Origin of the sequence: Streptomyces sp. A1277 (assembly GCF_004795015.1) — a bacterium.
Lineage (GTDB): Bacteria > Actinomycetota > Actinomycetes > Streptomycetales > Streptomycetaceae > Streptomyces.
Genome location: NZ_SSBI01000039.1, coordinates 52,533 through 79,208, shown reverse-complemented (window position 1 = coordinate 79,208; position 26,676 = coordinate 52,533). Strand labels below are relative to the sequence as shown.

Below are 26,676 nucleotides of genomic sequence, written 5' to 3'. Positions count from 1 at the left end.
AGCTCCGACAGCAGACCGTCGACATCCTCACGATCCAACGTCAGGTCATCGGCGAAATGCCGGTCACCGGTCGCGTCGGGCACGTACTTCACACAGACAACGATCCTCAAGCTCACGCCGGCTCTCCCTGTACCTGGTGGTGTCCTGCGGGAATCCTATGGCACTCAGTACCCTTCGTAAAGGTACCCAGTGTCGGCGGGGTGGTTCCGGTGTTACGTTTCCGGCATGACCGATGACCGTGGACCGGCCAAGAAGCCCCCCATGCGTGACGTGCTCGCCGAGGCGGCCTTCGGGCTCTTCATGGAGCGCGGGTTCGAGCGGACCACGGTGGACGACATCGTCGCGAGGGCGGGGGTGGGGCGGCGCTCGTTCTTCCGCTACTTCCCCTCGAAGGAGGACGCGGTCTTCCCCGATCACGAGCGGTGCCTCGCGGACATGACCGCGTTCCTGGCGGCGGCCGCCGACGGCGACCCGGTCGCCACCGTCTGCGACGCGGCGCGCCTGGTGCTGCGGATGTACGCGGAGAACCCGGAGTTCTCCGTGCAGCGCTACCGGCTCACCCGGGAGGTGCCCGGACTGCGCACCTACGAACTCTCCGTCGTGCGCCGCTACGAGCGGACCCTCGCCGGCTACCTGGAGCGGCGGTGGGCCGAGGACCCGGACGCGGCCCCGGACGCCGCGCTGCGCGCCGAGGTGATCGCGGCCTCGGTCGTCGCGGCGCACAACAACGGGCTGCGGTCCTGGCTGCGTTCGGGCGGCGAGGGCGACGCGGGGGCGGAGGTGGACCGGGCGCTGGAGCTGGTGCGCGCGGTGTGGGGCGAGGCGGACGGACGCCCCGTCACCCCGGCGCCGGAGCCCGCCCCCGTCACCACGTCCGCCTCCACGGGCGAGGACGAGGTGATCGTCATGGTCGCGCGCAAGGGGGCGCCGATGTGGCGCGTGGTGCAGCACATCGAGTCCGCGCTCGGCGGCGCGTGACGGCGCGACGAGGGCCGCGTCACCTCCTTGCGGCACTCAGTGCCTTTACTTCATGGAACTAAGTGCCATACGGTGCCGGTGTGCCGTCGCCGAGGGTGCGGCGCACCGAGTCGAGCGCGGGAGGCGGAACGTGTTCAGTACCGGAATCGACGTGGGGCCGCCGGCCCGCGAAGCAGTTCAGCCGCACACCCGGGAGGGGCTGGTCTACCAGGTGTGCCGGTGGTGCGGCACGGCTTCCTTCCGCAAACTCCTGTGCCCGGTCTGCGCGTCGAGCGACCTCGAATCCGAGCACAGCGACGGACACGGTGTCGTCGTGCGCTCCAACGTCGTGAACCGCTACTCGCGGGTGATGCGCAACGAGTCCCTGGTCCGCTTCCCCGAGGGCTTCGTCTACCGGTGCCGCATCGTGGGCGCGGCCCCGCACCTGGTGAACGTCGGCGACCGGGTCCGGCCGGTCGGCGGCCGGACCTCCGAGGCCGGCGAAGTGGTGCTGGAACTCTGCGACCCGCCCGGCTCCACCGGCTGGCACTGAGGAAGCCGCCCGGTACCACGGCTGGTACTGAGGAAGCCGGCCGGCTCCACCGGCTGGCACTGAGGAAGCCGCCCGGCACCGACGCGTATGCGGGGCTCGCCGTGGGCCCCGCGCTTGGCCCTGCCCAAGTCATCCGATGAACTTTGCGTCCTCCCTTCTCCCGGCGGGGTGGCGCCGCTACCATCGGGACGCGAAATGGGAGCGCTCCCACATCCGTTCACGCCCTTACCGCCGTTGTCGGCGGTCCTGTTCGGAGAGGACGTTTCCGTGCGCTCAAGCGCAAGACCCTTTGCCGCCCTGGTGGCAGCACTCACTCTCACCGCCGGGCTCTTCGCCGCCGGTGCCCCGGCGTCGGCGAGAGCCAACGACGCCACTACCACGGCCCAGGCATCCGATGTGTCCCTCGCCGCGGACACGTACGACTGGAAGAACGTCCGCATCGACGGCGGCGGCTTCGTCCCCGGCATCGTCTTCAACCGGTCGGAGAAGAACCTCGCCTTCGCCCGCACCGACATCGGCGGCGCCTACCGCTGGGACCAGGCGGGCAAGCGGTGGACCCCGTTGCTCGACTGGGTGGACTGGGACCACTGGGGCTGGACCGGGGTGGTGAGCCTCGCCTCGGACTCCGTCGATCCGGACAACGTGTACGCCGCCGTGGGTACGTACACCAACGACTGGGACCCCACCAACGGCGCGGTGCTGCGCTCCTCGGACCGGGGCGCCAGCTGGAAGGCGAGCACCCTGCCGTTCAAGCTCGGCGGCAACATGCCGGGCCGCGGTATGGGTGAGCGCCTCGCCGTGGACCCGAACAAGAACTCCGTGCTGTACCTCGGCGCGCCCAGCGGCAAGGGCCTGTGGCGGTCCACCGACTCCGGGGCGACCTGGTCCGAGGTGACCGCCTTCCCCAACCCGGGCGACTACGCCCAGGACCCGACCGACACCAGCGGCTACGGCAACGACAACCAGGGCATCGTCTGGGTGACGTTCGACGAGCGCACCGGCAGCGCGGGCAGCGCGACCCAGGACGTCTACGTCGGGGTCGCCGACAAGGACAACACCGTTTACCGCTCCACGGACGGCGGGACCACCTGGTCGCGGATCGCCGGGCAGCCGACCGGATACCTGGCCCACAAGGGCGTACTCGACTCCGAGAACGGCTACCTCTACCTGACGCTCAGCGACACCGGCGGCCCCTACGACGGCGGCAAGGGGCAGATCTGGCGGTACACCACCGCGACCGGCGAGTGGAAGGACGTCAGCCCGGTCGCCGAGGCCGACACCTACTACGGCTTCAGCGGGCTGACCGTGGACCGGCAGCACCCCGGCACGGTGATGGCGACCGCGTACAGCTCCTGGTGGCCGGACACCCAGATCTTCCGCTCCACGGACAGCGGGGCGACCTGGACCCAGGCATGGGACTACGGCAGCTACCCGAACCGCACCGACCGCTTCACCCAGGACGTCTCCTCGGTGCCGTGGCTGACGTGGGGCGCCAGCCCGGCGCCGCCGGAGACCACGCCGAAGCTGGGCTGGATGACCGAGGCGCTGGAGATCGACCCGTTCGACTCGGACCGGATGATGTATGGCACCGGCGCGACGATCTACGGCACCGAGAACCTCACCAAGTGGGACTCCGGCAGCCAGTTCAAGATCACTCCCATGGTGAAGGGCCTTGAGGAGACGGCCGTCAACGACCTGGCGAGCCCGCCGTCCGGGGCCCCGCTGCTCAGCGCGCTCGGTGACATCGGGGGCTTCAGGCACACCGATCTCGACGCCGTGCCGGACATGATGTTCACCTCGCCGAACCTCACCTCCACCACCAGCATCGACTTCGCCGAGACCAGCCCGAACACGGTCGTCCGGGTCGGCAGCGCCGACGCCGCCCCGCACATCGGCTTCTCCACGGACAACGGGTCCGACTGGTTCCAGGGCTCCGAGCCCTCCGGGGTGACCGGCGGCGGCACGGTCGCGGCGGCGGCCGACGGCAGCGGATTCGTGTGGAGCCCGGAGGGCACGGGCGTGTACCGCACCACCGGGTACGGGAGTTCGTGGTCGGCGTCCACCGGGATACCGGACGGGGCGACGGTCGAGTCGGACCGGAAGAACCCGAAGAAGTTCTACGGGTACAAGGCCGGCACCTTCTACCTCTCGACGGACGGCGGCGCGACCTTCACGGCGAAGGCGTCCAGCGGCCTGCCCGCCGAGGGCAACGTCCGCTTCAAGGCGGTGCCCGGCACCGAGGGCGACATCTGGCTCGCGGGCGGCAGCACCGAGGGAGCGTACGGTCTGTGGCACTCCACCGACTCGGGGGCGACCTTCACCAAGCTGACCGGGGTGGAGCAGGCGGACTCGGTCGGCTTCGGCAAGGCGGCGGCGGGAGCCTCGTACCAGACGCTCTTCGTCACCGCGAAGATCGGCGGGGTGCGCGGCGTCTTCCGGTCCACCGACGCGGGTGCCACCTGGACCCGGATCAACGACGACGCGCACCAGTGGGGCTGGATCGGCGCCTCGATCACGGGTGACCCGCGCGTCTACGGCCGGGTGTACGTCTCGACCAACGGGCGCGGGATCATGTACGGCGACTCCTCGGACAGCGACGGGGGCGGCACGGACCCGGGTACGGACCCGGGAACCGACCCCGGCACCGACCCGGGCAACCCGCCCGGTGACGCGGCCTGTTCGGTGACGTACAAGGTCACCAACGAGTGGCCCGGCGGCTTCCAGGCCGATGTGACCCTCACCAACACCGGCAGCGCCGAGCTGGACGGCTGGAAGCTCGCCTGGACCTTCCCGGACGGGCAGCGGGTCGGCCAGATGTGGAACGCGACGCCCACGCAGGACGGGGCGAAGGTGACGGCCGCCAGCGTCTCCTGGAACGGCAGGGTGGCGCCGGGGGCCTCGGCGGGCTTCGGCTTCACCGGCACGCTGACCGGCGGCAACGCGGCACCGGACGCCTTCTCGCTGGGCGACGAGGTCTGCGCCACCGGCTGACGCGGGGCGCGGGGACCTGCGGGTGAGGGGCGGGCCGGGCAGCCGGGCCCGCCCCTCGACACGCTCTTACTGGCCCCGTACAGGTTCGTCGGCCATACTGCCCGCCGTGGAGCAGCGCATAGATCCGAAGACTCAGCCCGCGTACGCCGCAGGGACCGACCCGGCGTACATCCCCGGTCTCACGACCCCTCGACCCGCCGCGACGGCGCAGGAGGAGCCGGAGAGCGCCGAGGAGCCCGCAGCCGCCGACGCGGCCGCCGAGCCGGCGACCGACGACGCGCAGCCCGTCGATGGACCGGCGGCGGACGACGAGAAGGCCGAGGAGGCCGAGCAGGACGAGGAGTCCGGGAACGACGAGAACGGGGAAGAGGCCGCCGACGGACCGTCGTTCGAGGTGAGCGACCGGCGCGGTTCGATCTCCGCCGACCGCGCGGGCGTCCGGTTCACGCTGGACGACCAGCAGGCCGACTTCGGCTGGGACGAGATCGGCGCGGTCGAACTGAAGCCGGCCCGCTTCGGCCGCAGGTTCACGGTCACCGTCCACCTGTCGACCAGGCGCTGGTTCAACGCGGAGGTCGAGGCGGCGGCCCGCAGCAACCTCAAGGAGTGGACGGAGGGCTTCGACGCGGTCCTGGACGCCTACTTCGAGGAGTCCTGACCCGGCCCTGACCAGGCGTCACCGTGCTGCCCGCGCGCGCCGGTCCGGCGCGCGCGGGCACGGAGCCGCGCCTCGGCGGCGTCCGCCACGGGATCAGGCGTCGGCCAGGACCACCGAGCGGGTCAGGTGGCGCGGGCTGTCCGGGTCGAGGCCGCGGGCCGTGGCGCGGGCGACGGCCAGGCGCTGGACGCGGACCAGGTCGGCCAGCGGGTCCAGGTCGCTCTCCACCCAGCGGGCGCCGGTCTCCAGGAGCTGCTCGCGCAGGCCCTCGGGGGCGGTGCCGAACATCCAGGTGGCGGTGGAGTCGGTGGCGATGCTGATGGGGCCGTGGCGGTACTCCATCGCGGCGTACGACTCGGTCCAGGAGAGCGATGCCTCCTTCATCTTCAGCGCCGCCTCGTTGGCGAGACCGGCCGTCCAGCCGCTGCCGAGGAAGGTGAACTGGGTGCAGTCCACGAGACCTTCCGGCAGCGGCTCGGCGAGCGCCTTCTCCGCGTCGCCGGCGACCGCGTCGGTGTGCAGGCCGAGGTGGGCGCGCAGCAGCGTCAGCAGCGTGGTGGCGAACCGGGTCTGCACGACGGACTGTTCGTCGGCGAAGTCGAGGACGACGACCGCGTCGGCGACGGTCATCACCGGGGTCTTCGGGTCGGCCGTGATCGCCACCGTGGGCGTGGTCCCACGCAGCCGGCCGAGGAGTTCGAGCACCTCGGTCGTCGTGCCGGAGCGGGTGAGCGCCACGACCCGGTCGTAGCGGCGGCGGGCGGGGAACTCCGACGCGGCGAAGGCATCGGTCTCGCCCTGCCCGGACTCCTCACGGAGCGAGGCGTATGCCTGAGCCATGTAGAACGAGGTGCCGCAGCCGACCACGGCGACGCGCTCGCCGGGCGCGGGCAGCGCGGCCGCGTGACTCGGGGCCAGCTCCGCGGCACGGCGCCAGCACTCCGGCTGACTGGCGATCTCGATCTCGACAAATGACACTTTTGCACTCCGTACTGGTGATGGGATGCTCGTTTACGCACGTTATCCGCGATGTGCGAGCATTATCAAGCATTCCGTTTGCAGGGGGCTTGACTCGCCGGAGCCTTGTGCGACGCTTGCGCCCTGTCCGGTGATCGCACCCGAGGGGATGGGCGCACCCAGCCCGGACCTGTGAGGAGAAGTCTCTTGTCCAGGGATTCCCGGTGGAACGCACTGCTGGAACTCGTCGGTAAGCACGGCCGGGTGGACGTCGAGGACGCCGCGAAGACGCTGGACGTCTCGGCCGCGACCATCCGGCGGGACCTGGACCAACTCGCCGAGCAGCAACTGCTCACCCGGACCAGGGGCGGCGCGGTCGCCCACGGCGTCAGTTACGAGCTGGCCCTGCGGTACAAGACCGGTCGCAACGCTCCCGAGAAGCAGGCCATCGGCCGGGCCGTCGCCGAACTGGTCGCGGTCGGCGAGGTGGTCGGGCTCACCGGCGGCACCACCATCACCGAGGTGGCCCGCTCGCTCGCCGTCCGTTCGGACCTGGTGGGCGAGGGCGCGGGAGGGGTGGCCGGGCAGCCGACGCTGACGGTCGTGACCAACGCCCTCAACATCGCCAACGAGCTGGTGATCCGGCCGCAGATCAAGATCGTGGTGACCGGCGGGGTCGCCAGGCCCCAGTCGTACGAGCTGACCGGTCCGCTGGCCAGTGGGGTGCTGGGCGAGATCACGCTGGACGTGGCCGTCCTCGGCGTCAACGCCATCGACACTGAACGGGGCGCGTACGTGCACCACGAGGGCGAGGCCAGCATCAACCGGCTGCTCGCGCAGCAGGCCCAGCGTGTGGTGGTCGCCGCCGACTCCTCGAAGATCGGTAAGCGGGCGTTCGCGCGGGTCTTCGACCTCTCGCTGGTCGACTTCCTGGTCACCGACCGGGGGATCGCGCCCGAGGCGTCCGCCCGCTTCACGGAGGCCGGCGTCACGGTCATCGCCGTCTGACCGGCCCCTCCTCGCCCATGACGGGCCGCCGCACACCCGCGTGCGGCGGCCCGCCGTTCTGTGTGCGCAGCCCCGCGAAGTGGCTATTGTCTGGCCGTAGATGTTCATTAACCTCAAGAAATGAACAACTCTTGCCATCCGCGTGCGCGGTCGTGAACTATGTGTATGTCGCCGCGTAGCGGCGGTGGCCCCCTGGGCGCCTACGTCCAGTCGCGCCGAGTCCGAGGTGTCGCTCGCCGGCAAGCCGAGTGTGAGGCGTCGCTCGCCGGTAAGTGGTCTCCGCCCGCACGACCCGCACCGCCTAGAAGGGACTCCCGTGTCAGACCTGCGACTCGGTGTCATCGGGCTCGGCCTGCGCCGGTCCATCGCGACGTCGGCCCACCACCCCGGAAAGGGATCGGCGATCACCGCCGTCTGCGACCTCGACCCGGAGGTGCGCCGGCGCGAGGCCGAGCGCTTCGGCGCCGAGATCGCCGTCGAGGACTACAAGCTCCTCCTCGGCCGGGACGACCTGGACGCGCTCATCGTCGCCACCCCGGACGACACCCACGAGGCCATCGCCGTCGACGCCCTGCGCGCCGGCAAGGCGGTCTTCGTCGAGAAGCCCCTCGGCATCACCGTCGAGAGCTGCGACGCCATCCTGCGCGCCGCGTACGAGACCGGGACCCGGCTCTACGTCGGCCACAACATGCGCCACACGGGCGTCGTCAGGCTGATGCGCGACATCATCGCGCGCGGCGACATCGGCGAGCCCAAGGCCGTCTGGGTACGGCACTTCGTCGGCTACGGCGGCGACTACTACTTCAAGGACTGGCACGCCGACCGGACCCGCACCACCGGGCTGCTCCTCCAGAAGGCCGCCCACGACATCGACGTGCTGCACTGGCTGGCCGGCGGCTACACGCGGCGCGTCAACGCGCTGGGCGACCTGCTCGTCTACGGCGGCCTGCCGCGCCGCGAGCCGGACACCCCGCGCCCCGACAACTGGCTGCGCGAGTTCGACTGGCCGCCCACGGCCCGAAAGGACCTGCACCACATCGTGGACGTCGAGGACGTCTCGGTGATGAACATGCAGCTGGACAACGGGGTCGTGGCCGCCTACCAGCAGTGCCACTTCACCCCCGACTACTGGCGCAACTACACGGTCATCGGTACCGAGGGCCGGCTGGAGAACTTCGGCGACGGCCCCGGTGACGAGGTCAAGGTCTGGAACACCGGCCCCAGCGGCTACCGCGCCGACGCCGACATCACCTACCGCGTCCCGGAGGCCAAGGGCTCCCACGGCGGCGGTGACGGCCGGGTCATGGAGGAGTTCTGCCGGTTCGTGCGTGACGGGGGCGTCACCGACACCTCCCCGGTCGCCGCCCGGATGAGCGTCGCCGCCGGTGTCCTCGCGACCCGCTCCCTGCGCGAGGGCGGTGCGCCCCACGAGGTGCCCGCCCTCGACCCGGAGCTGGTCGCGTACTTCGAACGCGGCCAGGTCCGTTCCTGAGGGATCTGACCGGGAAAGGCCGGAGCGGGGCCCCCACGGCCCTGCTCCGGGCAGGAGCACGGATCCCCTTCCCCCCATCAGAAGCAGGTGCACCGCATGAGACTGCGCCACTTGTTCAGCACCGCCACCGCCACCGCCGCGGCAGCCGCTCTCGCGCTGCTCGGCACGGCACCCCCCACCCAGGCCGCGGGGCCCGGCACGACTCCCGGCACCTACACCGACTACGCCTTCTCGGGCGCCCCGGTCCTGACCGACGTCACCTGGTCCACCACCGTCCAGCACGACCCCGGTTACCGGGCCGACGTCTTCTGGAGCCATCAGTTCGGCTTCGACAAGGGCAACGGCGCCTACCTCGGGATGCAGTCCGACGGCGGCTCGAAGCGGACGCTCCTGTTCTCCGTCTGGGACGTCTCCGAGGCGAAGACCGGCTCCGACGGGAGCTGGTGCCTCGCCTTCGGCGGCGAGGGCGAGGGCATGAGCTGCCGGATGAACCTCGACTGGACCGCCGGCCACCGCTACACGTTCGAGGTCGCCGCCGAGGGCGACGGCTGGTTCGGCGCCACCGTCGCGGACACCGCCACCGGCGCCTCGTACAAGCTCGGCTCCATCAAGACCCCGGCCACCGCCATCTCGCCGCGCGGCATGGTCGACTGGACCGAGTACTTCGAGTGGAACGACTCCCGCGCCACCTGCTACGACCAGCCCTTCAGCGACGCCCGGTTCGGGGTGCCGACCGGCAACGGCGGTACGGTCACCGCCTCGGTCTCGGGGACGTCCCACAGCGACAACGCCTGCGCGTCGATGACCCGGACCGATGTCGCCGCCGACTCCACGGTCCAGAACCTCGCGATCGGCAACTCGGCGCGCGGCGCGGTGACCGGGCAGGCCGGAAAGTGCCTGGACGCCCTCGGGGGCGTCACGGACGGGACGGTGGCCGACCTCTTCCCCTGCTCGGGTGGCGCGAACCAGGCATGGGTACGGGCGGCAGACGGCTCGCTGCGACTGCCGTCCGACTACTGCCTGACCGCCGAAGGCACCGGCAACGGGGCGGCCGTACGGGTGCGCGACTGCGCCGGCACGGGGGCGGGCGGGGCCGTCACGGACGCGGCCCGGCAGTGGACGTACAGCACGAGCGCGCACACCCTCGTCAACAAGGCGTCCGGCCGCTGCCTCGACGTCCCCGGCGGTGACACCTCGGACGGCACCGCGCTGATCCTGTGGGACTGCTCCGGCAGCGCCAACCAGCAGTGGAACGTCCCCGCGACCTACTAGGCGCACCTGAGTCACAACTCCCCGGCGGGCCGCCCCACGCGGTCCCGCCGGGGAGCTGCGCAGTGGCTGTTTTCAGCCATGCTCGGTGGGTAATCGGCCTCTTCCGGTTTGACGGCGGCCTGTCGCGTACCGGTGACCGAAGCAGTCAGCCCCGCCCGCTTTCTCCCGTTGTATCGCCATACATTCCGTACGATGACGGACCCGCACGCTCTCGTACGGTCACCGGCCAGTGACCTCGGAGGCTGGTCAAGGGCTGTTTTGCGCCAATCACGCGTCCAGATGGCAGGGTTCGAACGCACGGCCGGAAAGTGGTCGGCATAATCGCGTCCATGTCGATCACGGTTGGGCACGTCGTTGACCTGGGCCGGGGCCTGTACGCATGGCTCCCGCCGAAGCGTGGTTGGGGGCTGGCCAACTGCGGCCTACTGGTCTCGCCCCGTGGCGCGCTCTGGATCGACACCCCGTACGATCCGGTCCTCGCGGGCCAGTTCCTCGCCGAGAGCACCAAGCGGCTGCCCGCCGGGGTCTCCATCGACCGCGTGATCGTCACGCATGCCAACGGCGACCACTTCTGGGGCGCGGGCGTGCTCCCGGACGCCGAGATCATCGTGACGCGCGAGGCCAGGGAGCACATCCACTACGAGCCCTCGCCGCAGCAGCAGCACGCGCTCGTCACCGGCGGCGACCGGTCCACCCCGCTCGGCGCCTACCTCGGACGGCACTTCGGCCCGTTCGACTGGTCGCAGACCGAACCGGTCAGCCCCACCACCTACTTCACCGGCGAACTCGAACTGAGCCTCGGCGACTACCCGGTGCAGATCACCTCGCTCGCGCCGGCGCACACCACCGGCGACCTGATGGTCCACCTGCCCGCCCAGTCCGTCGTGTTCAGCGGCGACATCATCTTCTCGTCGTCCCCGGAGCAGCCCGGCGACCACCCGATCCACTGGGAAGGCCCGCTGAGCAACATCATCGGCGCCTGCGAACAGGTGCTGGCCACCGGCGCCGAGACCGTCGTCCCGGGCCACGGCCCCCTGCTCGACCGGGCTGGAGTGCGGGAGCACATCGGCTACCTCGAGTACATCCGCGAGCGCGCCCACGCCTTCCACGCCGCCGGTGTGCCGTCCATCGACGCGGCCCGCCGGGTCATCGCCGAGGGGCGTCACCCCGGCCTGGGGCTGCCCGAGCGGCTGGTGGTGACCATCGGCAGCGAGTACCGGCAGCTCGACGGTTCCGAACGGCGCAGCGTGGTCGAGGTCATGACCGACGTCGCCACCGTCGCGGAAGAAGTGGAGCAGGCCCGTGAGACGGCAGGCAGAGCCGGCTGACCTCGCGGTCCCGCGCCGCGCCCGCCCGCGGACCGACCCGACGACAGAAACGCGGTAGCGGCATGGCATGGATCGTGGCAGTGGTCGCCGTCGTCGTCGCGGTGGCGGCGGCCTCCCGCGCCTACCGGGCCGGCCTCTTCGAACAGCAGGCCGCGACCCGCGCCGAACTCGCCGAGCGCCAGGCGAAGGCCGCCGAGGCCCGCACCGCCGCCCTCCTGGACGAGATCCGGCAGCTCGCGCGCAGGCGGATACCCGCCGCCGCCCTCGCCCTCTCCCACCCGAGCGCCACCGTCCCCGGACTGCGCGAGGCGGCCGAGGTCGACGGCGGCGCCGCCCTCCTGCTCACCGAGGCCGTCCAGGCCGCGCGCACCGCCGTCCTGGAGGAGCGCGGCCGCGTCGACGCGGCGGCCCGCGCCGCGATGCGCGGCACATCGGCCAAGATCCAGTCCCTGCTGAACCAGTCCCAGCAACTGCTGCACGAGCTCCAGCACGAGTACGACGACCCGCGCATCCTCCAGCTCGACTTCCGCAACGAACTGGCGCTGCGCCGCACCCAGGCCACCGCCGTGCTCTGCGACGCCTGGCCCGGCCTCGCCCGGCAGAACTCACCGCTGGTCGAGATCGTGCTCGGCGCCCAGTCGCGGGTCGCCGGCTACGAGCGGATCAAGGTCGCCAACCACCTGCGCGACGAACGGCTCGCGCTCGCCGCCCGGGCCGCCGAACCCCTCGCGATCGCCCTCGCCGAACTGCTGGCCAACGCCACCGCGTACTCCCACCCCGACACCGACGTCCAGGTCACCATCCAGCAGAGCGGTGGCCGCGGCGCGTTCCTGGTGGTGGACGACGCGGGCATCGGCATGGACGAGGACGCGCTGGAGCGGGCCCGGGCCCTGCTCGCCGGCCCCTCAGAGGTGCTCCTGACCGAGCTGGGCGACCCGCCGCAGACCGGCTTCGCGGTCGTCGGCCGCCTCGTCGTGCAGTACGGCTTCCACTGCCACATCGAGGCGTCCCCGTTCGGCGGGATGCGCACGATGCTGCGCGTCCCGGCCCACCTGCTGACCGTGCTGGACGAGGACCGCGACCTCTCCGCCCTCGCCCCGGCGCCCGTATCGGCCGCCGCCCCGGCGGAGCCGGCCGCCGCGGCCCGCACCGGAGCCGGGACGCCCGCGCAGAGCCCGGCCGAGCCCTCGGGGCTGCCCAGCCGGCGCCGGCGCGCACCGCGCCGTACGCCCGCGACGGCCGCCGCCAAGGCTCCCGAGCCGTCCGCCGGGCAGGTGCCCCGTACACCGGAAGCGGCCGGGGCTTCCTGGGCGGCCCTCCAGCAGGGCACCCTCAACGGCAGGAGCGTCACCGGGCGGAACCCCGCACCGGACACCGGCGCCCACGACCACCAGGACGACCAAGGAGACGACGAGACGTGAGCGCCCCCAGTCCCACCTCAGGCGACCTCGCATGGGTGCTGACCCCGCTGCTGGAACTGCCCGGAGTCCAGCACGCCGTGGTCGCCACCGGTGACGGCCTTGTCGAAGGCGCGTCGCCCGGCCTCGACCGGGCCTCCGGCGAACGGGTCGCCGCGATGACCGCCACGCTGCACGCCGCGGCGCGAGCCTTCACGACCGCCTTCACCGACGTCGAGGCCCCGCAACTGGCCCAGACCGTCGTGGAATCGGACCTGGGCTTCGCCATCGTCGTACCGGCGGGACGCAACACGACGCTCGCCCTGTTCGCCGAACCCGGCGCCAAACTCGGCGACATCGCCTATCAGATGCAGGTGCAGGTCACCGCGCTCACCCGGGCGATGCACGCAGCCGCCCGCGAGCCGGACACCGCCGCCCGGCCATGACCCCCGGCCCAGCACGCCGCCTGATCCCCGCCTATCTGGTCACCGGCGGCCGGACCCGGCCCGCCGGCCCCGCGCTCGACCGGCTCGCCGTCCTCGTGCGCACCGACGCCCCCGTGCCCGACGACGCCGGATCGCAGGCGCGCAGGCTCTGCGCCCTGCTGGAACCGGGCGCGCTCACCGTCGTCGAGTGCGCGGCCCACCTGGACCTGCCGGTCAGCGCCACCGTCTTCCTGGCCACGGACCTCGCGGCCACCGGACTTCTGCTCACCCGACCGCCGATACCCAGTGCCGGGGAGATCGACCGGTCGCTCGTCGAGAGGCTGCTCGTTGGACTCCGCTCCCTGCCCTGACCGGACCGGCGTCGGCTATCTGCCGGCCGCCGCCCGGACCCTGATGAAACTCGTCGTCACGGGTCCCTTCGGCGTGGGCAAGACGACCCTGATCCGTACGCTGTCGGAGATCGCCACGCTCCACACCGAAGAGGCGATGACCCAGTCCAGTACGCGGATCGACTCCACCGCCGGGCTCCCCGAGAAGACCACCACCACGGTCGCCATCGACTTCGGGCGCCTGACCGTCCCGGACGACCTGGTGCTCTACATGTTCGGCACGCCCGGACAGGAGCGGTTCCTGCCGCTGTGGGAGGACATCGCCCGGGGCGCGCTCGGCGCGCTCGTCCTGGTCGACACCCGGCGGCTCGCCGACTCCTTCGCCGTCATGGACATGGTCGAGGAGCAGGGCCTGCCGTACGCCGTCGCGGTGAACCGTTTCCCCGACGCCCCCGCGCACAGCGACGAGGTCCTGCGCAAGCACCTCGACCTGGACGACGCGACCCCGCTGATCCAGTGCGACGCGCGCGAGCGCCGCGGCAGCATCGACGCCCTGATCGCACTGGCCGAACACGTGCTGACCCGCATGCCGCGGCCCGAGGACGCCTCATGACCACGTACGCGCCGCCGCCGCGGCCCCTCGCGCTGTTCGGCCCCGCCTTCGCGGCCGACCCGCAGGGCCACTACCGCGCCCTGCGCGAGCACGGCCCGCTCGCACCGGTGCGGATCGCCCCCGACGTCGAGGCGATGCTCGTCACCGACTACCAGGCCGCCATCGACCTGCTGCGCGACACCCACACCTTCAGCAAGGACCCGCGCGCCTGGCAGGCGACCATTCCGCCGGACTCGCCGGTGCTGCCCGTGCTCGGCCACCGCCCCACCGCACTGTTCAGCGACGGCGCGGTGCACGCCCGCTACCGCCAGGCCATCAACGACAGCCTGGCCCTGATCGAACCGCACGTACTGCGCGCCGAGGTGGCCCGCGTCGCCCGGCAGCTGATCGGCAGGTTCGCCGCCACCGGAAGCGGCGACCTCATCGCCCAGTACGCCCGGCGCCTGCCGATGCACATCTTCGTCACCTGGTTCGGCGCCGACCCCGAGGACGGCGAGCGCATCGTCGACGGGATCGCCGGGATGATGAACTCGGCCGAGGACGCCGCCGCCGCGTACGCCGACCTCATCGACGTCGTCACCCGCCTCGTCGCAGACCGGCGCGCGAGGCCGCGCCGCGACCTGACCTCGTACTTCCTGGCCCACCCGGCCGGGCTCGACAACGACGAGACCGTGCGTCAGATCTCCCTGGTGATGAGCGCGGGCAACGACCCCATGACCAACCTGATCGGCAACTCGATCCTCCACATGCTCACCGACGAGCGGTACGCGGGATCGCTGCACGGCGGCGCGATGACGGCCCACGAGGCGATCAACGAGGTGCTGTGGCGCGACCCGCCGCTCGCCAACCTGGCGGCCCACTACCCGCGCCACGACACCGAGTTCCACGGGGTGCGGCTGCGCGCCGGACAACTCGTCCTCGTCTCCTACGCGGCCGCCAACACCCAGTCCGCGCCGCCCGTCTCCGACGACGGGGTCCGCTCCGGGGCCAGCGCCCACCTGTCCTGGTCGGCCGGGCCCCACCGGTGCCCCGCCAAGCAACCCGCCCTGCTCATCGCGATGACGGCCATCGAGCAGGTCACCAGCCTCCTGTGCGACGCGGAGCTCGCCGTGCCGGCCGCCGAACTGCTCTGGCGGCCGGGCCCGTTCCACCGCGCGCTGGCGCACCTGCCGATCCGGTTCACCCCTCTCGACACCACGGTGACCGCGAGCCCGTCCGCCGCCTCCGCGGGCCCTTCGGACATGATTCCGGCGGGGTCGGTCGATTCCTGAGCCGTGTCGCTCGTAGGCCGAACGGGTGAGGGAGGGGACAATCGCCCGATGAACAGTGAGCGCAGCCGGCACAACGCCGACCGATGTGCGGACGGGGTGGTCCGGTGAGCAGGTACGACAGGTACGACGTCACGGACGAGCAGTGGGAGGGGCTGGCCCAGGTCGTACCGCTGCGCAGCCGCAACGAGTGGCCCTCCCGGGTGGATCACCACACCCTCCCGGACGAGGGCGAGAGCGCCGAGCAGCGGCGCATGGTGGTGCTGCGGGTCCAGGTGTTCGCCGACGCCCGCGAGGTCGCCGAATACCTGGTCGCCCAGGTGCCGGTGCTGCTCGACCTGACGAGCGCGGAGGGCGATGTGGCCAAGCGCGTCCTGGACTTCACCAGCGGTGTCGTCTTCGGCCTCGGCAGCGGGATGCACCGGGTGGACCGCAACGTCTTCCTGCTGTCGCCCGTCGGCATGGAGGTCGAGGGCACCACGGCTGCGGGGGTACCGGGCGCGTAGAGCCGGTACGAGAGGGTGCCGTCCCGGTCCGCTGGACGGCCGGGGCGGCTGGTAGACCTGGTGCCGTGACGGAACTCGACGTACGCACCCTGCAGCAACGGCTCGCCGCCTTCGCGGCCGCACGCGACTGGGAGCAGTACCACACCCCGAAGAACCTGGCCTCGGCGCTGAGCGTCGAGGCCGCCGAACTCGTTGAGATCTTCCAGTGGCTGACGCCCGACCAGTCGGCACGGGTGATGGAGGACCCGGCGACCGCGCCGAGGGTGGCCGACGAGGTCGCGGACGTGCTCGCTTACCTGCTCCAGTTCTGCGAGGTGCTCGGCATCGACGTGCTGGCGGCGCTGGCGGCCAAGATCGAGCGGAACGAGGGGCGATTCCCGGTTCCGGAGTCAGCGGCACGCCAAGATCGTCACTCTTCGGAGTGATCGATTTCTTCACACTTGATTGAGTATCCACAGATTTCCGAAATCCTCTGGTCTTTCGGTACCGCCGCCCTCACTGTGGGTAATGGAAGTGGTGAGCGGGTTTTCGCATCGAACGGGGGCAATCGATGGAAGCGGAGCGGCTGGTAGCGGTCATCAGGCAGGCCCTGGCACAGAGCCGGGAGACGCCGGACATCATCGCCGAGGCATGGCAGGCCCAGGCTCTGGCACAGGCGGTCGGCAGCCGGCTGGCCGTGAGCGGCCCCAAGGGGTTACGGGGCGAGGCGCGCGCCCTCAGCGAGATCGGCGGCCGGAGCAGCGGCGCGCTGGACCACCCGGCGGCCCGCGCAGGGATCGCCCGCGCGGCGCGGCTGTCCGAGGTCTCCGATCCGCGCGCGGCACTGACCGGCCTGGGCGCGCTGCTCGGGGAGGTGGGGATAGCCCTGGTCGGGGTGGCGTGCGAGACCGACGAGCAGAGCCTGTACTGGCAGTGCATGGAGGCGATCGACGCCGCCGACGAGTCGACGGACCGGGTGCGCGGCATGCTTCGGCTGCTGGACGAGCGGGACCGGGAGCAGCGGGAGGACCTGGAGCGCGGCAGGGAGCGGGACGGCCCGCACGGCGTGCTCCACGGCCCGGGCCCGGTCACCGGCATCCAGTGAACGGGCCGGCCGGGGACGCGGCGGCGTGCGGAGGGGACCGGAGAGAGGCGAGCGGGGCACGCGGGTGCAGGATGGAGGCATGGATCTTCGCATCTTCACCGAGCCCCAGCAAGGGGCGAGCTACGACACCCTTCTCACCGTCGCCAAGGCCACCGAGGAGCTCGGCTTCGACGCCTTCTACCGCTCCGACCACTATCTGCGCATGGGGCAGGGCGACGGACTTCCCGGCCCCACGGACGCCTGGATCACGCTGGCCGGGCTGGCCCGGGAGACCAAGCGCATCCGCCTCGGCACGCTGATGACGGCGGGCACGTTCCGGCTCCCCGGTGTCCTCGCCATCCAGGTCGCACAGGTCGACCAGATGTCCGGCGGCCGCGTCGAGCTGGGCCTGGGCGCGGGCTGGTTCGAGGAGGAGCACAAGGCGTACGGCATCCCGTTCCCCAAGGAGAAGTTCGGCCGGCTGGAGGAGCAGCTGGCGATCGTCACCGGGCTGTGGGCGACCGAGGCCGGCAAGACGTTCAGCTACGACGGCACGTACTACCAGCTGACGGACTCGCCGGCGCTGCCCAAGCCGGCGCAGGCCAAGGTGCCGGTGCTGATCGGCGGGCACGGCGCGAAGCGCACGCCGCGCCTCGCAGCTCAGTACGCCGACGAGTTCAACATCCCCTTCGCGGGGCTGGAGGACTCCGAGAAGCAGTTCGGCCGGGTCCGGGAGGCGGCCGAGGCGGCGGGCCGCCGGGCGGACGACCTGGTGTACTCCAACGCGCTGGTGGTCTGCGTCGGCCGGGACGACGCGGAGGTCGCCCGCAGGGCCGCCGTCATCGGCCGTGATGTGGCCGAGCTGAAGGCCAACGGTCTGGCCGGGTCGCCCGCCGAAGTGGTCGACAAGATCGGCCGGTACGCGGCGATCGGGGCGTCCCGGATCTACCTCCAGGTGCTCGACCTCGACGACCTGGACCATCTGGAGCTGATCTCCGCACAGGTCCAGTCCCAGCTGACCTGAGGCACCTGAGGTCTCAGGCGCCTGAGGCACCGGGGGCGCCTGAGGCGCCGGGACGCCTGAGACAAGGAGGCCCTGATGTCACCCGCCCGCGGTCCCGGCCCGGCCGCCGGGATGCCGTCCCGCCCGCTCGCCGCCGCCCTCGCCGAGGGGACGGTCCTGCTCGACGGCGGGCTCTCCAACCAGTTGGAGGCGCAGGGCTGCGATCTCTCCGACGCGCTGTGGTCCGCCCGGCTGCTCGCCGACGGGCCCGGACAGATCGAGGCGGCGCACGCGGCCTATGTGCGGGCGGGTGCGCAGGTGCTGATCTCGGCCAGTTACCAGGCGAGCTTCGAGGGGTTCGAGCGGCGCGGGATCGGGCGGGCGGAGGCGGCCGGGCTCTTCGCCCGCAGCATGGAGCCGGCCCGGCGCGCGGCCGGCGCGGTGGAGCGGGACGTCTGGGTGGCGGCCTCGGTCGGCCCGTACGGGGCGGTGACGGCGGACGGCGCGGAGTACCGGGGCCGCTACGGGCTCACCATCCGGGAGCTGGAGCGCTTTCACCGCCCCCGGATCGAGGCGCTGGCCGCCGCCGGCCCGGACGTGCTGGCCCTGGAGACGGTGCCGGACATGGAAGAGGCGCGGGCGTTGCTGCGGGCGGCGGGGGAGTGCGGGCTGCCGGTCTGGCTCTCCTACACCGTGGCCGGGGACCGGACCCGGGCCGGGCAGCCGCTGGACGAGGCGTTCGCCCTGGCCGGGGCGTGCGACCAGGTGATCGCGGTCGGGGTCAACTGCTGCGACCCGGCCGACGCGGACGCCGCCGTCCGGACGGCGGCGCGGACCACCGGGAAACCGGTCGTGGTCTATCCCAACAGCGGCGAGCACTGGGACGCCGCGGCCGGGAGCTGGACCGGGGACGCCACGTTCGACCCCGGCCGGGCCGAGGCGTGGCGGGAGGCCGGCGCCCGGCTGGTCGGCGGCTGCTGCCGGGTCGGCCCGGCAACGATCGCGGAGCTGGCCGCCGTGCTGGGGGAGGGAGACGGCGGCCCCGGGCGGACACCGGAGTGACATTGGCGGGCGGCGGGCGGCGGGCGGCGGGGAGGGGGGAGGGGGGAGGGGGGACAACAGGGGGGGCGGGGAAGGGGGACAGGGAGCGGGGGCAAGGGTGGGGGCGAAATTGCCTGGAGGGGGGAGACCGAGCGGATCGTACTCAAACGCGTGTTCCTGACGATCAGTACAACCGGCACCCCGGAGCGTCCCGCGACCGATCTCGGTTTCCTGCTGCACAAGCACCCCGAGAAGGCGCAGACGTTCTCCACCTCCACGGCACCGCGCACGTCTTCTATCCCGAGGCGTCCGAGGAGCGGTGCACGGCGGCGCTGCTCCTGGAGGTGGATCCCGTCGCCTTGGTGCGGCGGGGCAAGGGCAAGGGCCGGGGCGGCGCCCCCGACGCGGCGCTCGCCCAGTACGTCAACGACCGCCCCTACGCCGCCTCCTCGCTGCTGTCCGTCGCGATGAGCACCGTCTTCAAGTCCGCGCTGAGCGGTGTCTGCAAGGCGATGCCCGAGCGGGCCGAGGCCCCGATGGAGCTGCGGATCGAGGTGCCCGCCCTGCCGGCCCGTGGTGGTGCCGAGCTGGTGCGGAAGCTCTTCGGGCCGCTCGGCTGGTCGCGGGTGGAGGCGGTGGCCGTGCCGCTGGACGAGGAGTTCCCGGAGTGGGGCGACTCGCGGTACGTGCGGCTTGGTGCTGGAGGGGGAGCTGCGGCTCGCGGACGCGTTGCGCCAGCTGTACGTCCTGCTGCCGGTGCTCGACGACGCCAAGCACTACTGGGTGGCGCCGGACGAGGTGGACAAGTTGCTGCGGGCTGGTGAAGGGTGGCTCGCCGAGCACCCGGAGCAGGGGCTCATCACCAGCCGGTACCTGTCGCGGCGCTGGGGACTGACCCGGCAGGCGATGCAGCGGCTGGAGCTGGTGCGGCTCGCGGAGTCGGGCGCCCTCGGCCTGGAGGCCCTGGACCGGCTCGCCGAGGGGGAGCCGCTGTGGCGGGTCCACGAGGCGGTCTTCGCGGTCCTGGCCCTGGAGTCGGAACCGGTGGACCCCCGGCTCTGAGCTCGGAGCCGGTGGACCCCCGGCTCTGAGCTAGGCGGGAACAGGCTGGCGATTCGCCGGGTGAACGGCGCGCCGCGCGGTGAGGATGTGGGCATGGGATTCCATGTCGACTCCGAGGCCGGGCGGCTGCGCCGCGTCATCCTGCACCGCCCCGATCTGGAACTGAAACGGCTCACGCCGAGCAACAAGGACGCGCTGCTCTTCGACGACGTGCTCTGGGTGCGCCGGGCCCGTCAGGAGCACGACGGCTTCGCGGACGTGCTGCGCGACCGCGGGGTGGAGGTGCACCTCTTCGGCGACCTGCTCCGCGAGTCGCTGGAGATCCCCGTCGCCCGGCGGCTCGTGCTCGACCGGGTCTTCGCGGAGAAGGAGTACGGCCCGCTGGCCACCGAGCACCTGCGGGCCGCCTTCGAGGAGTTGTCCGCCGCCGAGCTGTGCGAGGCGCTGGTCGGCGGGATGACCAAACGGGAGTTCCTCCAGCGGCACCGGGAGCCGGTCTCGGTGCGCTTCCACGTCATGGACCTGGACGACTTCCTGCTCGGGCCGCTGCCGAACCACCTGTTCACCCGGGACACCTCGGCGTGGATCTACGACGGGGTCTCCATCAACGCGATGCGCTGGCCGGCCCGGCAGCGCGAGACCGTCCACTTCGAGGCGATCTACCGCCACCACCCGCTGTTCACCGGCCCGGAGGCGGGCGCCTTCCACCACTGGTCCCAGGGGCAGGACGACTACCCCTCCACCATCGAGGGCGGCGACGTCCTCGTCATCGGCAACGGTGCCGTCCTCATCGGCATGAGCGAGCGCACCACCCCGCAGGCCGTGGAGATGCTCGCCCGGGGCCTGTTCGACGCAGGTTCGGCCCGGACCATCGTGGCGCTCGACATGCCCAAGAGCCGGGCGTTCATGCACCTGGACACCGTGATGACCATGGTCGACGGCGACACCTTCACCAAGTACGCGGGCCTCGGCATGCTCCGCTCGTACACGATCGAGCCGGGCGACGGCCCGCGCGACCTCAAGGTCACCGACCACCCGCCCGAGCAGATGCACACCGCCATCGCCCACGCGCTCGGCCTCGGCTCGATCAGGGTGCTCACCGCCACCCAGGACGTGCACGCGGCCGAGCGGGAGCAGTGGGACGACGGCTGCAACGTCCTGGCCGTCGAGCCGGGCGTCGTCGTCGCCTACGAGCGCAACGCCACCACCAACACGCACCTGCGCCAGGAGGGCATCGAGGTCATCGAGATCCGCGGCAGCGAGCTGGGCCGGGGCCGGGGCGGGCCCCGCTGCATGAGCTGCCCGGTGGTGCGGGAGGCCGTGTGACGGGCGACGGGGGCGCTGTATAGCAATGCATTGCGTCGTATAGGGTTCCAGGGTTACCGTATGCGTCCCCCCGCCCGACCCAGGAGCAGTCACCATGGCCATAGACCTCGCAGGCCGCCACTTCCTCAAGGAGCTGGACTTCACGGCCGCGGAGTTCCGCGGCCTGATCGAGCTGGCCGCCGAGCTCAAGGCCGCCAAGAAGTCGGGGACCGAGACGCAGCGGCTGCGCGGCCGGAACATCGCGCTGATCTTCGAGAAGACCTCGACCCGCACCCGGTGCGCCTTCGAGGTCGCCGCCGCCGACCAGGGCGCCTCCACCACGTACCTCGCCCCCTCCGGGTCCCAGATGGGGCACAAGGAGTCGGTCAAGGACACCGCGCGCGTCCTCGGGCGGATGTACGACGGGATCGAGTACCGGGGGGACAGCCAGGCGGCCGTCGAGGAGCTGGCCGCGTACGCCGGGGTGCCGGTCTTCAACGGGCTCACCGACGACTGGCACCCCACCCAGATGCTCGCCGACGTCCTGACGATGACCGAGCACAGCGCGAAGCCGCCGGCGGAGATCGCCTTCGCCTACCTGGGCGACGCCCGGTTCAACATGGGCAACTCCTACCTGGTCACCGCAGCCCTGCTCGGCATGGACGTGCGTATCGTCGCGCCCGAGGCGTACTGGCCCGCCGCGACGGTCATCGCGCAGGCCCGCGCACTCGCCGAGACGTCCGGGGCGAGGGTCACGCTCACCGAGGACGTGGCCGAGGGCGTGCGCGGCGCCGACTTCGTCGCCACCGACGTCTGGGTCTCGATGGGCGAGCCCAAGGAGGTCTGGGACACGCGCATCGCCGCCCTCGCGCCGTACGCGGTCACCATGGACGTCCTGCGGGCCACCGGCAACGCCGACGTGAAGTTCATGCACTGCCTGCCCGCGTTCCACGACCTCGGCACCGCGGTCGGGCGCGAGATCCACGAGCGCCACGGGCTGACCGAGCTGGAGGTCAGCGACGAGGTGTTCGAGTCCGCGCACTCCGTCGTCTTCGACGAGGCGGAGAACCGTATGCACACCATCAAGGCCGTCCTCGTGGCGACGATGGCCAAGGACTGACCCACACGGGCGTACGCATGGACATGCACCCATTTGGGTGAACATGCAGGCGAGTGCCTATGATGGTTCCGATTGGTGGGGTTCGAGCTCGCACGCTCGAACCCCCTTTTCGTGCGCGCGACGGCCCCCACCGCCCGAGCCGCACCACCCCCACGTGTTCCACCAGAGATGAGACCCCCGCCGTGAGCCCCCTGCGCCTCCCCGGCCCGCCCCACCGCGTCAAGGACCCCCACAGGCTGATCGCCGAATCGGGCGCCGACCTGGAGGGCCACGGCCTCAAGCGCACCATGGGCCTGTTCCAGCTGGTGTGCTTCGGGATCGGCGCCGTCGTCGGGACCGGCATCTTCGTGGGCCTGTCCGACAGCGTGGCCGAGGCCGGTCCCGCCGTCGTGGTCTCCTTCGTCCTCGCGGCGGTCACCTGCGTCTTCACCGCGTTCTCGTTCGCCGAGCTGGGCAGCGCGATCCCCGTCTCCGGCAGCTCGTACTCCTTCGCCTACGCCACGCTCGGCGAGCGCCTCGCCTTCCTCGTCGGCTGGTGCCTGCTCCTGGAGTACGGGGTCTCGGTCTCCGCCGTCGCGGTGGGCTGGAGCCAGTACGTCAACGAACTCCTCGACAGCCTCTTCGGGCACCAGCTGCCCGCCGCGCTCTCCGCAGGACCCGGTGACGGCGGCGTCGTCAACCTGCCCGCCGTGATCGTCGTCATGATGGCCGCCACCCTGCTGGTGCGCGGCGTCCGCGAGAGCGCCGGCGCCACCGCGGCGATGGCCGTCCTCAAGCTCACGGTCCTCGCCCTGTTCTGCGTCATCGCCTTCACCGCTTTCGAGCGCGGCCACCTCACCCCGTTCGCCGCCCAGGGCGCGGGCGGCGTCACGGCGGGCGCGTCCCTGGCGTTCTTCTCGTACATCGGCTTCGACGCGATCACCACCGCCGGCGAGGAGGTCAGGAACCCGCGTCGCAACATCCCCTTCGCGATCATGATCTGCCTCGGCCTGGTCACCCTGCTCTACTGCGCGGTCGCCCTCGCCGCGATCGGCGCGCTCGGCCCGGACGCCGTCTCCGGCAAGCCCGCCGCGCTCTCGCTGATCGTCGACCGGGCCACCGGCTCCTCCGTCGGCGGCGGCGTCATCGCCTTCGGCGCGGTCGTCGCCATCGCCTCAGTCGTCCTCGCGGTGATGTACGGACAGACCCGCATCCTGATGTCGATGTCCCGCGACGGCCTCGTGCCGAGGGTCTTCGAGCGGGTCTCGCCGCGCACCTCGACCCCGGTCGCCAACACCTGGATCGTCGCCGCCGTCTTCGCCGTCCCCGCGGCCTTCTCCTCGCTCGGCATGGTGGTGAACCTGACCACCATCGGGACGCTCGCCACCATGGTCGCCGTCAACACCGCCGTGCTCGTGCTGCGCCGCCGCAACCCCGAGGTGAAGGGCTCCTTCCGGGTCCCGCTCTACCCGCTCAGCCCGCTGCTGGGCGTCGGCTTCTGCGTCTACCTGATGTACGGGACCGGCTGGACGACCTGGGTGCAGTTCGCCCTCTTCCTCGCCGTCGGGGCCCTCGTGTACGCGGGCTACGGGCGCGGCCGCTCCAGGCTGGCGGCCGGTTCTTAGCGCCCGGCCAGGCTCACTTCGGCGGCAGGGTGAACCAGACCGCCTTGCCGCGCTCCGTCGTGCGGTGGCCGCAGGACGAGCTGAGCGTACGGATCAGGAGCAGCCCCCGGCCGTGCTCCTGCCACGGGTCCGGTACGTCGCCCGGCCCCGGGCGGGACAGATCCCCGGGCGGGGCCGGATCGCCGTCGTGCACCTCCACCTGGCAACCGCTGGCCAGCAACTCCACCACCAGCTCTATGGGCTCGTCACCGGGCGTGTGCTCCACGGCGTTGGCGACCAGCTCGGCGGTCAGCAGCTCGGCGGTGTCGCTGTCCGCGGGCGCGTCGATGTCCGCCAGGACCGTACGGATCAACGCGCGGGCGATCGGCACGGCGGCCGTGGAGTGCGGCAGGGTGATGCGCCAGGAGGGGGGTGGAGGGCCGCCGGGGGGCACGGGTTTCCGTTCGGGTGGGCGCGGGTGTCCTGGGCTCAGACGTTTCCGTGCTCAAGACTTCTTGGCCTCAACCTTACGGAGCCGCGCGACGCGGACAAGAGCCTGCCGGCCGGTACGAAGGGGACGGTGACACCCTGCCCGAACAGTTCGCGACCGCGCTGGGCAACCTCCTCACCGCCCTGCGCGCGGCCGGCGGCTCTCCGGCGGGCCTGGCCCGGGGCACGGTGTACGCCACCGATGTCGCCGACCACCGGGCGCACGCCGCCGGACTGGGCCGGATCTGGCGCCGGCTGGCGGGGCGCGACTACCCGGCCGTGGCCGTCATCGGGGCGGTGCGGCTCTGTGACGAACAGGCCCTGGTCGAGATCGACGGCATGGCGGTCCTGCCCTGAGCGGCGCGGACCGCACGGCGCCCGGGAGCGAAGCGGCCCCGGCCGGCCGGGAAGTCCGGGCCGGCCGGGGCGAGCGGCAGCGGGCGGTGCGGCTGTGCCGCGGGTGGAGCAGCGGATCAGTACGGCTGCACCAGCACGTGGGCCGCGCCCGGGATGCCCACCTTCAGCAGCTCATCCTCCTCGGGCGTGGTCTCTCCCCCCGTCTCCTGCTTGAGCACGGCGCGCGACATCGCCTGCACCCACATGGCACGGGGACGGCGCCGGGCCTCCCAGGCGGCGAGGGCGGCCGGGACGTCCGCCTCGGCGTCCAGCGACTCGGCGAGCACGAGAGCGTCCTCCACGGCCATCGCCGCGCCCTGCGCGATGTGCGGGGTGCTCGCGTGCGCGGCGTCACCGGCCAGGACCACCCGGCCGACGTGCCACGGTCCCTCGACGGTCACCTGGGAGATCCGCGAGTACACGACCGCCTCCGGACCGGTGACCGCGGCCAGCGCCTCGCCGACCGGACCGGAGAACATCACCAGCCGCTCCTTGAGCTGTTCGTGCGCCCTCGTAGGGTCCGGCCGGAAGTCCGCGGCCTCGGGGAACACCGTGCCCAGGTACATCAGCTCCTCCGTGATCGGGGTGAGCAGCGCCTTGGCGGCCTGGCCCGCGGTGCCCATCACGACGCCCCGCACCTGCTCCTGACGGGGCACGGTGACACGCCAGTTGGCGAAGCCGGTGTACTCGGGGACGTAGCGGTCGCCGTACAGCCGGGTGCGCAGCGGCGAGCCGATGCCGTCGAAGCCGACGACGAGGTCCCAGCGGCCGGCCGAACCGTCGGAGAGGGTGACGTCCACGCCCTCGCCGTCGTCGGTGAGCTCGGCGATGGTCGTACCGAAGCGGATCTTCGCACCGGCCGAGGTGGCCGCCGCGCCCAGCACCTGGGCGAGCGCCGGGCGGGGGATGCCGTTGTTGGACGGGACGTCGCCCATGCGGGGCTGGGGTATCGCGGCCAGGGTGTTGCCGGCCGGGTCCGCGATGGTCAGGACCTCCCACTCGAAGCCCGCCGCGAGGCAGTCGTCGAGCACCCCGATCTCGCGCATGACGTGCAGGGCGTTGGAGGGCTGGATGATGCCGACGCCCAGGGCGTCGAGCTCGTCGCGGAGTTCGGCGACCTCGACGGTGTGGCCGCGCCGGGCCAGAGCGGTGGCGAGCGTCAGCCCGCCGATGCCGCCGCCGTGGATCAGGACGCGCAGAGGTGTTGCCATGTCTGTGTCTCCAGAGCGAGAGGTAGGAGGAAGGCGAGGAATCGGACCGGCGCGGTTTCAGCCGGCTGCCACGGGCAGGCTCATCAGGTGGTCCACGAGGGCCAGCAGCACATCACGGCCGAAGGGCCGCTCGCGTACGTCACCGACCAGCAGCGGGACATGCGGGTCGAGGTCGAGAGCGGCCCGGATCTCCTCCGCGGTACGGGTGTTGTGGCCGTGGAAACAGTTGATCGCGACGACGAAGGGGATGTCCCGGCTCTCGAAGAAGTCGATCGAGGCGAAGCTGGTCTCCAGCCGCCGGGTGTCGGCGATCACGACACCGCCGAGGGCGCCGTTGACCAGGTCGTTCCACATGAACCAGAAGCGCTCCTGGCCCGGGGTGCCGAACAGGTAGACGACGAGCTCCGGACTGACCGTGATCCGGCCGAAGTCCAGGGCCACGGTGGTCGTGTCCTTCTGTCCGATGCCGGCCAGGTCGTCGACGCCGACGCTGGCCTGGGTGAGGAGCTCCTCGGTGCGCAGCGGAGCGACCTCGCTGACTGCGCCGACGAGGGTGGTCTTGCCGACGCCGAAGCCGCCGGCGATCAGGATCTTCACGGCGGTGGGCGCCGCCTGACTGGTGGTCATC

At 71.9% G+C, this 26,676-nt stretch carries 27 protein-coding genes and 2 pseudogenes; 24 read left to right on the top strand and 5 right to left on the bottom strand.

Annotated features, from left to right (window positions below):
* Window positions 1–116: pseudogene (locus E6R18_RS24145) on the bottom strand (electron transfer flavoprotein subunit beta); the annotation flags it as partial.
* Between the two features lie 109 nt (window positions 117–225).
* Here E6R18_RS24145 and E6R18_RS24140 point away from each other — a divergent pair.
* From E6R18_RS24140 to E6R18_RS24125, 4 genes are all read left to right on the top strand, one after another.
* Window positions 226–978 carry a TetR family transcriptional regulator gene (locus E6R18_RS24140; RefSeq protein WP_136319003.1) on the top strand — a complete coding sequence of 251 codons (753 nt, stop codon included), beginning with the start codon at window positions 226–228 and terminating at the stop codon, window positions 976–978.
* 130 nt (window positions 979–1,108) lie between these two features.
* A complete protein-coding gene (locus E6R18_RS24135) occupies window positions 1,109–1,510 on the top strand; it encodes a zinc ribbon domain-containing protein (RefSeq protein WP_136319002.1) in 402 nt (133 codons plus the stop codon).
* A gap of 267 nt (window positions 1,511–1,777) precedes the next feature.
* The gene (locus E6R18_RS24130) at window positions 1,778–4,501 is read left to right on the top strand and encodes a cellulose binding domain-containing protein (RefSeq protein ID WP_346765001.1); all 2,724 of its coding nucleotides are present in this window, start codon (window positions 1,778–1,780) and stop codon (window positions 4,499–4,501) included.
* A gap of 106 nt (window positions 4,502–4,607) precedes the next feature.
* Entirely contained in the window at window positions 4,608–5,159 is a 552-nt protein-coding gene (locus E6R18_RS24125) for a hypothetical protein (RefSeq protein WP_136319000.1), read from the top strand.
* Between the two features lie 93 nt (window positions 5,160–5,252).
* Here E6R18_RS24125 and E6R18_RS24120 read toward each other — a convergent pair whose 3' ends face one another.
* A complete protein-coding gene (locus E6R18_RS24120; RefSeq protein ID WP_136318999.1) occupies window positions 5,253–6,137 on the bottom strand; it encodes a sugar isomerase in 885 nt (294 codons plus the stop codon).
* A gap of 186 nt (window positions 6,138–6,323) precedes the next feature.
* On the opposite strand from E6R18_RS24120, the gene E6R18_RS24115 reads away from it, so the two are divergent.
* From E6R18_RS24115 to E6R18_RS24030, 19 genes and pseudogenes are all read left to right on the top strand, one after another.
* Complete coding sequence (locus E6R18_RS24115; RefSeq protein ID WP_136318998.1) at window positions 6,324–7,124, top strand: DeoR/GlpR family DNA-binding transcription regulator; 801 nt, start codon at window positions 6,324–6,326, stop codon at window positions 7,122–7,124.
* 316 nt (window positions 7,125–7,440) lie between these two features.
* On the top strand, window positions 7,441–8,616 hold the full coding sequence (locus tag E6R18_RS24110; RefSeq protein ID WP_136318997.1) for a Gfo/Idh/MocA family oxidoreductase: 1,176 nt from the start codon (window positions 7,441–7,443) through the stop codon (window positions 8,614–8,616).
* 96 nt (window positions 8,617–8,712) lie between these two features.
* Entirely contained in the window at window positions 8,713–9,888 is a 1,176-nt protein-coding gene (locus E6R18_RS24105) for a ricin-type beta-trefoil lectin domain protein (protein WP_240799839.1), read from the top strand.
* A gap of 329 nt (window positions 9,889–10,217) precedes the next feature.
* On the top strand, window positions 10,218–11,216 hold the full coding sequence (locus E6R18_RS24100) for an MBL fold metallo-hydrolase (RefSeq protein WP_136318996.1): 999 nt from the start codon (window positions 10,218–10,220) through the stop codon (window positions 11,214–11,216).
* A gap of 62 nt (window positions 11,217–11,278) precedes the next feature.
* A complete protein-coding gene (locus E6R18_RS24095) occupies window positions 11,279–12,637 on the top strand; it encodes an ATP-binding protein (protein ID WP_136318995.1) in 1,359 nt (452 codons plus the stop codon).
* Complete coding sequence (locus E6R18_RS24090) at window positions 12,634–13,059, top strand: roadblock/LC7 domain-containing protein (RefSeq protein ID WP_136318994.1); 426 nt, start codon at window positions 12,634–12,636, stop codon at window positions 13,057–13,059. Before E6R18_RS24095 ends, E6R18_RS24090 begins: the two co-directional genes overlap by 4 nt.
* A complete protein-coding gene (locus E6R18_RS24085; RefSeq protein WP_136318993.1) occupies window positions 13,056–13,409 on the top strand; it encodes a DUF742 domain-containing protein in 354 nt (117 codons plus the stop codon). Before E6R18_RS24090 ends, E6R18_RS24085 begins: the two co-directional genes overlap by 4 nt.
* Window positions 13,387–14,001, top strand: coding sequence for an ATP/GTP-binding protein (locus E6R18_RS24080; protein WP_136318992.1), 615 nt, complete (start codon window positions 13,387–13,389; stop codon window positions 13,999–14,001). Before E6R18_RS24085 ends, E6R18_RS24080 begins: the two co-directional genes overlap by 23 nt.
* Entirely contained in the window at window positions 13,998–15,272 is a 1,275-nt protein-coding gene (locus E6R18_RS24075) for a cytochrome P450 (RefSeq protein WP_136318991.1), read from the top strand. The genes E6R18_RS24080 and E6R18_RS24075 overlap by 4 nt, the downstream gene beginning before the upstream one ends.
* 104 nt (window positions 15,273–15,376) lie before the next feature.
* Window positions 15,377–15,775: a cell division protein SepF gene (locus E6R18_RS24070; protein ID WP_136205326.1), complete on the top strand. Its 399-nt coding sequence runs from the start codon at window positions 15,377–15,379 to the stop codon at window positions 15,773–15,775.
* Between the two features lie 65 nt (window positions 15,776–15,840).
* Complete coding sequence (locus E6R18_RS24065) at window positions 15,841–16,200, top strand: nucleotide pyrophosphohydrolase (RefSeq protein WP_136318990.1); 360 nt, start codon at window positions 15,841–15,843, stop codon at window positions 16,198–16,200.
* A gap of 125 nt (window positions 16,201–16,325) precedes the next feature.
* A complete protein-coding gene (locus E6R18_RS24060; protein WP_136318989.1) occupies window positions 16,326–16,859 on the top strand; it encodes a DUF6099 family protein in 534 nt (177 codons plus the stop codon).
* 79 nt (window positions 16,860–16,938) lie between these two features.
* Entirely contained in the window at window positions 16,939–17,862 is a 924-nt protein-coding gene (locus tag E6R18_RS24055; RefSeq protein ID WP_136318988.1) for an LLM class F420-dependent oxidoreductase, read from the top strand.
* A gap of 75 nt (window positions 17,863–17,937) precedes the next feature.
* Window positions 17,938–18,903 (top strand): homocysteine S-methyltransferase, encoded by a 966-nt coding sequence (gene mmuM / locus E6R18_RS24050; protein ID WP_136318987.1) that lies wholly within the window; start codon window positions 17,938–17,940, stop codon window positions 18,901–18,903.
* A gap of 150 nt (window positions 18,904–19,053) precedes the next feature.
* A pseudogene (locus E6R18_RS24045) lies at window positions 19,054–19,851 on the top strand (3' terminal RNA ribose 2'-O-methyltransferase Hen1); the annotation flags it as partial.
* Window positions 19,837–19,944 carry a hypothetical protein gene (locus E6R18_RS35410; RefSeq protein ID WP_346765002.1) on the top strand — a complete coding sequence of 36 codons (108 nt, stop codon included), beginning with the start codon at window positions 19,837–19,839 and terminating at the stop codon, window positions 19,942–19,944. The pseudogene E6R18_RS24045 and the gene E6R18_RS35410, both read left to right, overlap by 15 nt.
* A gap of 93 nt (window positions 19,945–20,037) precedes the next feature.
* Window positions 20,038–21,270, top strand: a complete 1,233-nt coding sequence (locus tag E6R18_RS24040) for an arginine deiminase (RefSeq protein WP_136318986.1) — start codon at window positions 20,038–20,040, stop codon at window positions 21,268–21,270.
* Between the two features lie 94 nt (window positions 21,271–21,364).
* The gene (argF, locus tag E6R18_RS24035) at window positions 21,365–22,369 is read left to right on the top strand and encodes an ornithine carbamoyltransferase (protein WP_136318985.1); all 1,005 of its coding nucleotides are present in this window, start codon (window positions 21,365–21,367) and stop codon (window positions 22,367–22,369) included.
* 182 nt (window positions 22,370–22,551) lie between these two features.
* Complete coding sequence (locus tag E6R18_RS24030; RefSeq protein ID WP_136318984.1) at window positions 22,552–23,973, top strand: amino acid permease; 1,422 nt, start codon at window positions 22,552–22,554, stop codon at window positions 23,971–23,973.
* Window positions 23,974–23,986: 13 nt separating this feature from the next.
* Here E6R18_RS24030 and E6R18_RS24025 read toward each other — a convergent pair whose 3' ends face one another.
* Complete coding sequence (locus tag E6R18_RS24025) at window positions 23,987–24,406, bottom strand: ATP-binding protein (protein WP_136318983.1); 420 nt, start codon at window positions 24,404–24,406, stop codon at window positions 23,987–23,989.
* 47 nt (window positions 24,407–24,453) lie between these two features.
* Between E6R18_RS24025 and E6R18_RS24020 the strand changes: the two genes are divergently transcribed.
* Entirely contained in the window at window positions 24,454–24,798 is a 345-nt protein-coding gene (locus E6R18_RS24020; RefSeq protein WP_240799838.1) for a RidA family protein, read from the top strand.
* Window positions 24,799–24,914: 116 nt separating this feature from the next.
* Here E6R18_RS24020 and E6R18_RS24015 read toward each other — a convergent pair whose 3' ends face one another.
* Together E6R18_RS24015 and E6R18_RS24010 are read right to left on the bottom strand one after the other, a co-directional pair.
* Window positions 24,915–26,048 (bottom strand): FAD-dependent monooxygenase, encoded by a 1,134-nt coding sequence (locus E6R18_RS24015; protein ID WP_136318981.1) that lies wholly within the window; start codon window positions 26,046–26,048, stop codon window positions 24,915–24,917.
* Between the two features lie 57 nt (window positions 26,049–26,105).
* On the bottom strand, window positions 26,106–26,675 hold the full coding sequence (locus tag E6R18_RS24010; protein WP_136318980.1) for an ATP/GTP-binding protein: 570 nt from the start codon (window positions 26,673–26,675) through the stop codon (window positions 26,106–26,108).
* Window position 26,676 lies beyond the last annotated feature (1 nt).

What these genes read in the sequence shown, in the direction of transcription:
- E6R18_RS24140 (WP_136319003.1), top strand. Translation starts at nt 226, where the DNA reads ATGACCGATGACCGTGGACCGGCCAAGAAGCCCCCCATGCGTGACGTG.
- E6R18_RS24105 (WP_240799839.1), top strand. Translation starts at nt 8,713, where the DNA reads ATGAGACTGCGCCACTTGTTCAGCACCGCCACCGCCACCGCCGCGGCA.
- E6R18_RS24100 (WP_136318996.1), top strand. Translation starts at nt 10,218, where the DNA reads ATGTCGATCACGGTTGGGCACGTCGTTGACCTGGGCCGGGGCCTGTAC.
- E6R18_RS24095 (WP_136318995.1), top strand. Translation starts at nt 11,279, where the DNA reads ATGGCATGGATCGTGGCAGTGGTCGCCGTCGTCGTCGCGGTGGCGGCG.
- E6R18_RS24085 (WP_136318993.1), top strand. Translation starts at nt 13,056, where the DNA reads ATGACCCCCGGCCCAGCACGCCGCCTGATCCCCGCCTATCTGGTCACC.
- E6R18_RS24075 (WP_136318991.1), top strand. Translation starts at nt 13,998, where the DNA reads ATGACCACGTACGCGCCGCCGCCGCGGCCCCTCGCGCTGTTCGGCCCC.
- E6R18_RS24060 (WP_136318989.1), top strand. Translation starts at nt 16,326, where the DNA reads ATGGAAGCGGAGCGGCTGGTAGCGGTCATCAGGCAGGCCCTGGCACAG.
- E6R18_RS24055 (WP_136318988.1), top strand. Translation starts at nt 16,939, where the DNA reads ATGGATCTTCGCATCTTCACCGAGCCCCAGCAAGGGGCGAGCTACGAC.
- mmuM (WP_136318987.1), top strand. Translation starts at nt 17,938, where the DNA reads ATGTCACCCGCCCGCGGTCCCGGCCCGGCCGCCGGGATGCCGTCCCGC.
- E6R18_RS24040 (WP_136318986.1), top strand. Translation starts at nt 20,038, where the DNA reads ATGGGATTCCATGTCGACTCCGAGGCCGGGCGGCTGCGCCGCGTCATC.
- argF (WP_136318985.1), top strand. Translation starts at nt 21,365, where the DNA reads ATGGCCATAGACCTCGCAGGCCGCCACTTCCTCAAGGAGCTGGACTTC.
- E6R18_RS24015 (WP_136318981.1), bottom strand. Translation starts at nt 26,048, where the DNA reads ATGGCAACACCTCTGCGCGTCCTGATCCACGGCGGCGGCATCGGCGGG.
- E6R18_RS24010 (WP_136318980.1), bottom strand. Translation starts at nt 26,675, where the DNA reads ATGACCACCAGTCAGGCGGCGCCCACCGCCGTGAAGATCCTGATCGCC.